Source organism: Streptomyces pathocidini, assembly GCF_001418495.1.
In the GTDB taxonomy this organism is placed as follows: Bacteria; Actinomycetota; Actinomycetes; order Streptomycetales; family Streptomycetaceae; genus Streptomyces; species Streptomyces pathocidini.
In genome coordinates this window covers 1-8,105 of the sequence record NZ_LIQY01000495.1, presented here as the reverse complement: position 1 = coordinate 8,105, position 8,105 = coordinate 1, and the positions used below count along the sequence as shown (strand labels likewise).

10 protein-coding genes are annotated in these 8,105 nt (G+C 73.3%); 7 read left to right on the top strand and 3 right to left on the bottom strand.

Features of this window, described 5'->3' with window-relative positions; all coding sequences use genetic code 11:
* Window positions 1–33: 33 nt before the first annotated feature.
* Window positions 34–1,689: an FAD-binding dehydrogenase gene (locus AOK16_RS21275; RefSeq protein ID WP_055473791.1), complete on the bottom strand. Its 1,656-nt coding sequence runs from the start codon at window positions 1,687–1,689 to the stop codon at window positions 34–36.
* Between the two features lie 108 nt (window positions 1,690–1,797).
* Here AOK16_RS21275 and AOK16_RS21270 point away from each other — a divergent pair, with 108 nt between their 5' ends.
* From AOK16_RS21270 to AOK16_RS21240, 7 genes are all read left to right on the top strand, one after another.
* Window positions 1,798–2,352, top strand: a complete 555-nt coding sequence (locus AOK16_RS21270; protein ID WP_055473790.1) for an NUDIX domain-containing protein — start codon at window positions 1,798–1,800, stop codon at window positions 2,350–2,352.
* Window positions 2,349–2,765, top strand: coding sequence for a YidH family protein (locus tag AOK16_RS21265; protein ID WP_079101625.1), 417 nt, complete (start codon window positions 2,349–2,351; stop codon window positions 2,763–2,765). Before AOK16_RS21270 ends, AOK16_RS21265 begins: the two co-directional genes overlap by 4 nt.
* A gap of 49 nt (window positions 2,766–2,814) precedes the next feature.
* Window positions 2,815–3,150 carry a DUF202 domain-containing protein gene (locus AOK16_RS21260; RefSeq protein ID WP_055473789.1) on the top strand — a complete coding sequence of 112 codons (336 nt, stop codon included), beginning with the start codon at window positions 2,815–2,817 and terminating at the stop codon, window positions 3,148–3,150.
* A 129-nt stretch (window positions 3,151–3,279) separates the two neighbouring features.
* Complete coding sequence (locus AOK16_RS21255; RefSeq protein ID WP_055473788.1) at window positions 3,280–3,576, top strand: hypothetical protein; 297 nt, start codon at window positions 3,280–3,282, stop codon at window positions 3,574–3,576.
* A gap of 87 nt (window positions 3,577–3,663) precedes the next feature.
* Window positions 3,664–4,185 (top strand): gluconokinase, encoded by a 522-nt coding sequence (locus AOK16_RS21250; RefSeq protein WP_055473787.1) that lies wholly within the window; start codon window positions 3,664–3,666, stop codon window positions 4,183–4,185.
* 226 nt (window positions 4,186–4,411) lie between these two features.
* Window positions 4,412–5,434: a phosphotransferase family protein gene (locus AOK16_RS21245; RefSeq protein WP_055473786.1), complete on the top strand. Its 1,023-nt coding sequence runs from the start codon at window positions 4,412–4,414 to the stop codon at window positions 5,432–5,434.
* A 6-nt stretch (window positions 5,435–5,440) separates the two neighbouring features.
* Window positions 5,441–6,655, top strand: a complete 1,215-nt coding sequence (locus AOK16_RS21240; RefSeq protein WP_055473785.1) for an acyl-CoA dehydrogenase family protein — start codon at window positions 5,441–5,443, stop codon at window positions 6,653–6,655.
* 190 nt (window positions 6,656–6,845) lie between these two features.
* Here AOK16_RS21240 and AOK16_RS21235 read toward each other — a convergent pair whose 3' ends face one another.
* Window positions 6,846–7,445, bottom strand: a complete 600-nt coding sequence (locus AOK16_RS21235; RefSeq protein ID WP_055473792.1) for a TetR/AcrR family transcriptional regulator — start codon at window positions 7,443–7,445, stop codon at window positions 6,846–6,848.
* Window positions 7,446–7,581: 136 nt separating this feature from the next.
* The coding region (locus tag AOK16_RS21230) for an AMP-binding enzyme (protein WP_157859290.1) at window positions 7,582–8,105 on the bottom strand (524 nt) is incomplete at its 5' end.

Genomic DNA, 8,105 nt, shown 5'->3' with positions numbered 1-8,105 from the left:
AACCGACCTACCCGACCGCCCTGTCCAACCGACCTACCCGACCGCCTTCGCCGCCGCGCGGCCCGCCGTGCGGCCCGAGAAGAGGCAGCCGCCGAGGAAGGTGCCCTCCAGGGAGCGGTAGCCGTGCACCCCGCCGCCGCCGAACCCGGCCGCCTCCCCCGCCGCGTACACCCCGGGCAGCGGCTCGCCGCCGTCGGCCAGCACGCGGGAGGACAGGTCGGTCTCCAGGCCGCCGAGGGTCTTGCGGGTGAGGATGTTCAGCCGCACGGCGATCAGCGGGCCCGCCTTGGGGTCGAGGATGCGGTGCGGGGCGGCGGTGCGGATGAGCTTGTCGCCGAGGTACGAGCGAGCGCCGCGGATGGCCGTGACCTGGAGGTCCTTGGTGAAGGGGTTGGCGACCTCCCGGTCGCGCGCGGTGATTTCGCGGCGCAGCTCGGCCTCGTCGATCAGCGGCTTCCCGGTGAGCGCGTTCATGCCGCGCACCAGCGCGCCGAGGTCCTTCTCGACCACGAAGTCGGCGCCCTTGTCCATGAACGCCCTGACGGGCCCCGGCACGTCGGCGCGCGCCCGGCCGATGACGTCGCGGATGGACCGGCCCGTCAGGTCGGGGTTCTGCTCGGAGCCGGAGAGCGCGAACTCCTTGCCGATGATGCGCTGGTCGAGCACGAACCAGGTGTAGTCGTGGCCCGTCTTCATGATGTGCTCGAGCGTGCCGAGGGTGTCGAAGCCGGGGAAGAGCGGTACGGGCAGCCGCTTTCCGCGCGCGTCGAACCACAGCGAGGAGGGGCCGGGCAGGATGCGGATGCCGTGCCTGGCCCAGATCGGGTTCCAGTTCTCGATGCCCTCGGTGTAGTGCCACATCCGGTCGCGGTTGATCAGCCGTCCGCCCGCGTCCTCGACGACGCCGAGCATCGCGCCGTCCACGTGCGCGGGCACGCCCGAGAGCATCCGCTCGGGCGGGGTACCCAGCCGCTCGGGCCAGTTGCGGCGTACGAGGTCGTGGTTGCCGCCGATGCCGCCCGAGGTGACGATCACGGCCTGGGCGCGCAGTGCGAAGGAGCCGGTGGCCTCGCGGCCGCTGGCCTCGCCGCGCGCGGCATCGCTGGGCGCCAGCAGCTCGCCGGTCACGGTGTCGACGGCTCCTCCCGTGCGCGAGAGGCCGGTGACCCGGTGCCGGAACTTCAGCCGCACCAGGCCGCGTTCGGCCGCCGCGCGCACCCGCCGCTCGAAGGGCTCGACCAGACCGGGCCCGGTACCCCAGGTGATGTGGAAGCGGGGCACGGAGTTGCCGTGCCCGGTGGCGTCGTAGCCGCCGCGCTCCGCCCAGCCGACGACCGGGAACAACCGCACGCCCTGCCCGTGCAGCCAGGCGCGCTTCTCGCCCGCGGCGAAGTCCACGTACGCCTCGGCCCAGCGCCGGGGCCAGTGGTCCTCCGCGCGGTCGAAGCCCGCCGTACCGAGCCAGTCCTGCCAGGCCAGCTCGTGGCTGTCGCGGATGCGCATCCGGCGCTGCTCGGGCGAGTCGACGAGGAACAGGCCGCCGAAGGACCAGTGCGCCTGCCCGCCGAGCGAGGACTCGGGCTCCTGGTCGAGCAGGATTACCCGCCGCCCCGCGTCGGCCAGTTCGGCGGTGGCCGCCAGGCCCGCGAGGCCCGCTCCGATCACGATCACGTCAGCGTCGTACGCCATGGGGTCCATCCTCGTCGGGGGCGGTGGGGGCTTGGGGGGCTTTGCGTGCGCTCGATCTTCTGGACAGTCGTGCACGGCGTCAACCCGCGGCTCTGTTTGGATGGCCCCATGGAAAGCGATGGCTCCGCGGAAAGCGATGGCTCCCCGGACAGCGGCGCTCGCTCCGCCGACGAGGTGCTGGACGTCGTGGACGAGCGGGACCGGGTGGTCGGGCGGGCCCCGCGCGGCGAGACCTACGCGAAGCGGCTGCGCACCCGGTGCGTGTTCATCCTCGCCCGGGACGCCGAGGACCGGGTCTTCGTGCACCGCAGAACCGCCGGGAAGCTGGTCTTCCCCTCCCACTACGACATGTTCGTCGGCGGGGTGGTCGGCGCGGGCGAGTCGTACGAGGAGGCGGCGCTGCGCGAGGCGGAGGAGGAGCTGGGGGTGAGCGGACTCCCCCGGCCCGTACCGCTGTTCAAGTTCCTCTACGAGACGCCCGAGCACACCTGGTGGTCCCTCGTCCACGAGGTCCGCTGCACGCTGCCGGTCAGCCCGCAGGCCGAGGAGGTGGCCTGGCACGCCTTCCTCACCGAGGAGGAGCTGGCCGATCGGCTGCCGCGGTGGGAGTGGGTGCCGGACGGTCTTGAGGCATACCGCAGGCTGCTGGAGTGGCGGGGGTGACGGGCGTGGCCGGGAGGCTGCGGGCGGCGGCGGCCGGGGTGCGGCTGTGGTGGACGCCGGCGCGGCTGCGCGAGGAGGGCGAGACGCCCGACTACCGCTTCTCGCTCGCCAACGAGCGCACCTTCCTGGCCTGGCTGCGCACGGCGCTGGCGCTGGTCGGCGGCGGTTTCGCGGTCGCGCAGTTCCTGCCGGACCTGCACCGCGGGCCGCGGGTCGCGCTCGCCGTGCTGCTGCTGGCGGTCGGGGCGCTGTGCGCGCTGCGGGCGGTCGACCACTGGGCGCGCTGCGAGCGCGCGATGCGGCGCGGCGAGGACCTGCCGGTCTCGCGCTTCCCGGCGGTGCTGGCGCTGGCGATCGGCGCGGTGGCGGCCGTGATGGTGATCGCGGTGGCGGCGGGGTGGGCGGACCGGTGAGCGCCCGCGTGGAGCCTCCGGAAGCCTCGCGCGCGGGGGGTTCCGCGGGATGAAGCGGCCGGGCCAACCCGCCGTACGCGACCCGGGGTTGCAGCCGGAGCGCACCCGGCTGGCCTGGCGGCGTACGACGCTGGCGTGCGCGGTCGTCGCGGTGCTCGCCGAGCGGCCGGCGCTGTACGGGACGCTGTACGGGAGGGGCTCGGCGCCGCGGATCGCGGCGGCCGTGCTGGTCGCGCTCGCGCTGGCGGGCTTCCTGTGGGTGGCGCACGGCAGGATCCGCGCCCTGGCCGCGCCGCGCCCGCCCGTACTCCGCCCCCGGACCGCCGCGGCGGCGGTCGGTTGCGCGGTGGCGCTGGCCGTTTTCGGGGTGGCGCTGGTGCGGTGAACCGGGTGCCCCGGTTCATGCGGTGATCCCGGCTCCCCGGTTTAGGGGGCGATTTACGTGGCACTACGGACATTTGGCTCTAACCTGACCGCGGTAACCCCCCGATCAGAAGGCACAGGAGACACCACCATGTCCGTCACGCACGCCGAGCACGCGGGCCACCCCCACACCCACGGCGCCGACTGCGGCCACCCGGCCGTACGCCACGGCGACCACACCGACTACGCCCACGACGGCCATCTGCACCGCGAGCACTCCGGCCACTGGGACGAGTGCGAGCCGGCCGGGCACCAGCAGCACGGCGAGCACCCGCACGAGCACCGCGAGGGATGCGGGCACGAGGCGGTGCGCCACGGCGACCACGTCGACTATGTTCACGACGGACACCGGCACGCCGCCCACGACGGGCACTGGGACGACCACTGAAGGCCCGTCCAGGCTCCGCCTGGAAAGCCCCGCGGAAGCACCCGCTGGAAAGCCCGCTGAGAGACCGCTGACCGAGACGAGGCGCCCATGACCCCGACCGGCCGCCGGGCGGCGCGGACCGCCCCCCTGGTCGTGGTCATGGGCGTCTCCGGATCCGGCAAGACCACGATCGGCAGCGCGCTCGCGGACCGGCTCGGCGTCCCGTACGCCGAGGCCGACGACTTCCACCCGCCGCGCAACATCGCCAAGATGTCCGCCGGCACCCCGCTGGACGACCGCGACCGCCGCCCCTGGCTCGACGCGATCGGCGCCTGGCTCGCGGACCACGGATCCGGCGGGGTCGTGAGCTGCTCCGCGCTCAAGCGCCGGTACCGGGACCGGCTCAGGCAGGCCGCGCCCGAGGTCTTCTTCGTGCACCTCAACGGCACGTTCGAGCTCATCGCCCACCGCCTCGCGGACCGCAGGGGGCACTTCATGCCCGCCCGGCTGCTGCGCTCTCAGTTCGAGGACCTGGAGCCGCTGGGGGCGGACGAGAACGGGGCCACGGTGCCGATCGAGGGTACGCCCGAGGAGACCACGGACCTGGCGTTCGCGGCCCTTCCCTCCTGACCGCAGGCGTGGCCCGCTCCCGACTGCAGGGTGTGGCCCGCTCCCGACTGCAGGCGTGGCTGCGGACGGGCCCCCGGGACTCCGGGCCGGAACGCGGGCCGGGGCCGGACCCCGACAGAGCCGCACCGAGCGGCAGTTCCCCCGCAAGGGGCACTGGACTCCATACCGACTGGTCGGCATGATGTTGCCCGTCCGCCGACCGCCGCCGTAGAGGAGCGTGCCCCACATGACCCACGACCAGCCCCCGGGACTCGACCTCGACCGGCTGCGCGCGCACCTCGAGCGCGAGCGGCCCGGGCTGGTGGGCGGGGAGTTGTCCGCCGAGCTGGTCCAGGGCGGCCGGTCCAACCTCACGTACGCGGTCACCGACGGCACCGGCCGCTGGGTCGTCCGCAGACCGCCGCTGGGGCACGTGCTGGCGACCGCGCACGACATGGGCCGCGAGCACCGGGTGATCAGCGCGCTGCACCCGACCGCGGTGCCGGTGCCCGAGCCGCTGCTGCTCTGCGAGGACGACTCCGTCATCGGATCGCCCTTCTACGTCATGGAGTTCGTGGCCGGGACCCCGTACCGGACCGCGGAGCAGTTGCGGCCCCTCGGGCCCGAGCGCACCCGTGCGGCCGTCCTCGGCCTGGTCGACACGCTCGTCCAACTCCACGCCGTGGAGCAGGAGTCGGTGGGGCTCGGGGACTTCGGGCGGCCCGAAGGGTTCCTCGACCGGCAGCTGCGGCGCTGGGGCAAGCAGCTGGACGCCTCCCGCAACCGCGAACTGCCCGGCATCGACGAGCTGCACGCCGCGCTCGGCCGGAACCTGCCCCGCTCCCCCGCGCCCACGGTCGTCCACGGCGACTACCGGCTCGACAACGTCCTCCTCGGCCCCGACGACCGCATCGGCGCGGTCCTCGACTGGGAGATGTCCACCCTCGGCGACCCGCTGACCGACCTCGGTCTGCTGGCGATGTACAGCGAGCGGCTGGACGTACCGGAGTCACCGGTCAGCACGACGGCGGGCGCGCCCGGGCACCCGTCCCCGGCCGAACTGATCGAGCGGTACGCGGCGGGGTCGGGGCGCGATGTCTCGGCCATCTCCTGGTACACCGCCTTCGCCTGGTTCAAGCTCGCCGTGATCCTCGAGGGCATCCACTACCGCTACACGCTCGGGCAGACCGTCGGCGCGGGGTTCGACCGCATCGGCGCGCTCGTGCCGGTCTTCATCCACAACGGCCTCACCACCCTCCGGAAGGGCTGAGCACCCATGGACTTCGCATTCGATGCCCGCACCGAGGAGCTGCGCGGCAGGCTCCTCGCCTTCATGGACGAGTACGTCCACCCCGCGGAACGGACCGCCGAGGAGCAGCGCGCACGGCTCGGCTCTCCCTGGCTCGTCCCGCCGGTGGTGGAGGAGCTGAAGGCGGAAGCGCGGCGACAGGGGCTGTGGAACCTGTTCTTGCCTGATGCGGAGTACGGGGCGGGGCTGACGAACCTGCAGTACGCCCCGCTGGCCGAGATCACCGGCCGCAGCCCGCAGTTGGCGCCGACCGCGCTGAACTGCGCGGCCCCGGACACCGGCAACATGGAGGTGCTCGCCCAGTTCGGCAGCGAGCAGCAGCGCAAGCAGTGGCTCGAACCGCTGCTCGCCGGGGAGATCCGCTCGGCGTTCGCGATGACCGAGCCGGAGGTGGCGTCCTCGGACGCCACCAACATCGAGACGCGGATCGAGCGGGACGGCGACGCGTACGTCATCACCGGGCGCAAGTGGTACATCTCCGGGGCGATGAACCCCGACTGCCGGATCTTCATCGTCATGGGCAAGACCGACCCCGACGGCGCGGACCGCCGCCGCCAGCAGTCGATGGTGCTCGTACCGCGTGACACGCCGGGGGTCGAAGTCCGGCGTGCGATGCGGGTGTTCGGCTACGAGGACCACTACCACGGCGGGCACGCGGAGGTCGTCTTCGACCGGGTGCGGGTGCCGGTGGCGAACCTGATCGGCGAGGAGGGCGGCGGCTTCGCCATCGCCCAGGCGCGGCTGGGGCCCGGCCGCATCCACCACTGCATGCGGCTGATCGGCATGGCGGAGCGGGCAATCGAGCTGATGTGCCGGCGAGCGGTGTCCCGTACGGCCTTCGGCAAGCCGCTGGCCGCGCAGGGGCAGGTCGAGGAGTGGATCGCGGACGCGCGGGTGGCGGTGGAGCAGCTGCGGCTGCTGGTACTGAAGACGGCCTGGCTGATGGACACGGTCGGCAACCGGGGCGCGCACACCGAGATCCAGGCCATCAAGATCGCGACGCCGCGTACGGTGGTCTCCATCCTGGACCGGGCGATCCAGCTGCACGGCGCGGGCGGGGTCAGCCAGGACTTCCCGCTGGCGGAGCTGTGGGCGGGGGCGCGCACGCTCCAGCTGGCGGACGGGCCGGACGAGGTGCACCAGCGGTCGCTCGCACGACGGGAGTTGAAGAGGTTCGGCTAGGCCGCCGGGCCGACCCGCGACGAAGTCGCGAGCGATCGCGCTGGTGCGCTCAAGGCCCCCCGCCACTGTGGCGGGGGGCCTCGGCAAAAGCGGCGGCGGGTGCGCGGCGCCAACGGCGGCGTGGGTCCGGCGGAATCGCCCCGGGGCGAGGACCGGTCGGCTACGGCCGCCGTGCGCGTAACGCCTGCCCTTACGGCCGCAGGGCTCGCAGCAGGAGGTCCGCCAGGTGGTCGGCCACCTGTTGGGGGGTCATGGACCCGTCCGGGCGGTACCACGTCGACAGGTGGTGGACCGAGCCGAAGTGGTAGTCGACGACCAGATCGGCGGGGGTGGCCGTGGAGAAGACGCCCGCGGCCTGGCCCTCCTCGACGAGCGCGCGGAAGCGCTCGTGGTAGCGGCGGCGCTCGGCCCGGACCTGCTTGAGCTTCTCCGGGCTCAGCTGGTGCATCGAGCGGAAGAAGATCGCCGCGTCGTCGAGGTTGGCGATCGTGGTCACCACGACGTCCGCCGCCGCGTCGCGCAGCCGCTGCTCGACGGGCGCGTCCGCGTCCGCGAACGCGTCCAGCCGCTCCTGCTGGAGCCGCAGCACACGACCGTAGATCTCGTGCAGCAGGTCGTCCTTGGAGCCGAAGTAGTGGTACAGGGCGCCCTTGGTGACCCCGGCGGCTTCGACGATGTCCTGGACGGACGTCCTGTCGTAGCCGCGGTCCGCGAAGAGGCGGGTGGCGGCGGCCAGGAGCCGCTGCGGGACGGGGGTGGTGCCGCTGTCTCCGTCCGTCGTTCTGGCCATGGTGGCCGCCACCTGCCTTTCGCGTCGCCGCCTCGGTGTCGGGATGCCCGGGTGCATCGGGTGTCCCAGGTTCCTGGGGAACCTCGGGTTCCTGGGGAGCTTCAGGCCCCTCACGCCCGTCGGGTCCTCAGGTCCCTCAGGTGCGGGAACGCAGTTCCCGCCGGAGGATCTTCCCACTCGTGGTCTTCGGCAGCTCGGGCAGCACCACCACCTCGCGCGGGTACTTGTACGCGGCCAGCCGCTCGGCGCAGTACGCCGACAGCTCGGCGGGCGCCACGGACGCACCGGGCCGCAGGCTGACGTACGCCTTCACCGTCTCCCCGCGGTACTCGTCCGGCACCCCCACGACCGCCGCCTCGCGCACCGCCGGGTGCCCGTACAGCACGTCCTCGACCTCGCGCGGCCACACCTTGAACCCGGAGGCGTTGATCATGTCCTTCTTGCGGTCGACGACGTAGAGCCAGCCGTCCGCGTCCATGAACCCGATGTCCCCGGTGCGCAGTTCGCCGTCCGGGAGGGTGGCCGCGCTCGCCTCCGGCAGGCGCCAGTAGCCGGGGACGACCATCGGGCCGCGCACCGCGATCTCGCCGTACTCGCCGAACGGCAGGTCCCGGCCCTGGTCGTCCACGATCCGCACGACCGTGTCGGGTCCCGGCACGC

What these genes read in the sequence shown, in the direction of transcription:
- AOK16_RS21275 (WP_055473791.1), bottom strand. Translation starts at nt 1,689, where the DNA reads ATGGCGTACGACGCTGACGTGATCGTGATCGGAGCGGGCCTCGCGGGC.
- AOK16_RS21270 (WP_055473790.1), top strand. Translation starts at nt 1,798, where the DNA reads ATGGAAAGCGATGGCTCCGCGGAAAGCGATGGCTCCCCGGACAGCGGC.
- AOK16_RS21260 (WP_055473789.1), top strand. Translation starts at nt 2,815, where the DNA reads ATGAAGCGGCCGGGCCAACCCGCCGTACGCGACCCGGGGTTGCAGCCG.
- AOK16_RS21255 (WP_055473788.1), top strand. Translation starts at nt 3,280, where the DNA reads ATGTCCGTCACGCACGCCGAGCACGCGGGCCACCCCCACACCCACGGC.
- AOK16_RS21250 (WP_055473787.1), top strand. Translation starts at nt 3,664, where the DNA reads ATGACCCCGACCGGCCGCCGGGCGGCGCGGACCGCCCCCCTGGTCGTG.
- AOK16_RS21245 (WP_055473786.1), top strand. Translation starts at nt 4,412, where the DNA reads ATGACCCACGACCAGCCCCCGGGACTCGACCTCGACCGGCTGCGCGCG.
- AOK16_RS21240 (WP_055473785.1), top strand. Translation starts at nt 5,441, where the DNA reads ATGGACTTCGCATTCGATGCCCGCACCGAGGAGCTGCGCGGCAGGCTC.
- AOK16_RS21235 (WP_055473792.1), bottom strand. Translation starts at nt 7,445, where the DNA reads ATGGCCAGAACGACGGACGGAGACAGCGGCACCACCCCCGTCCCGCAG.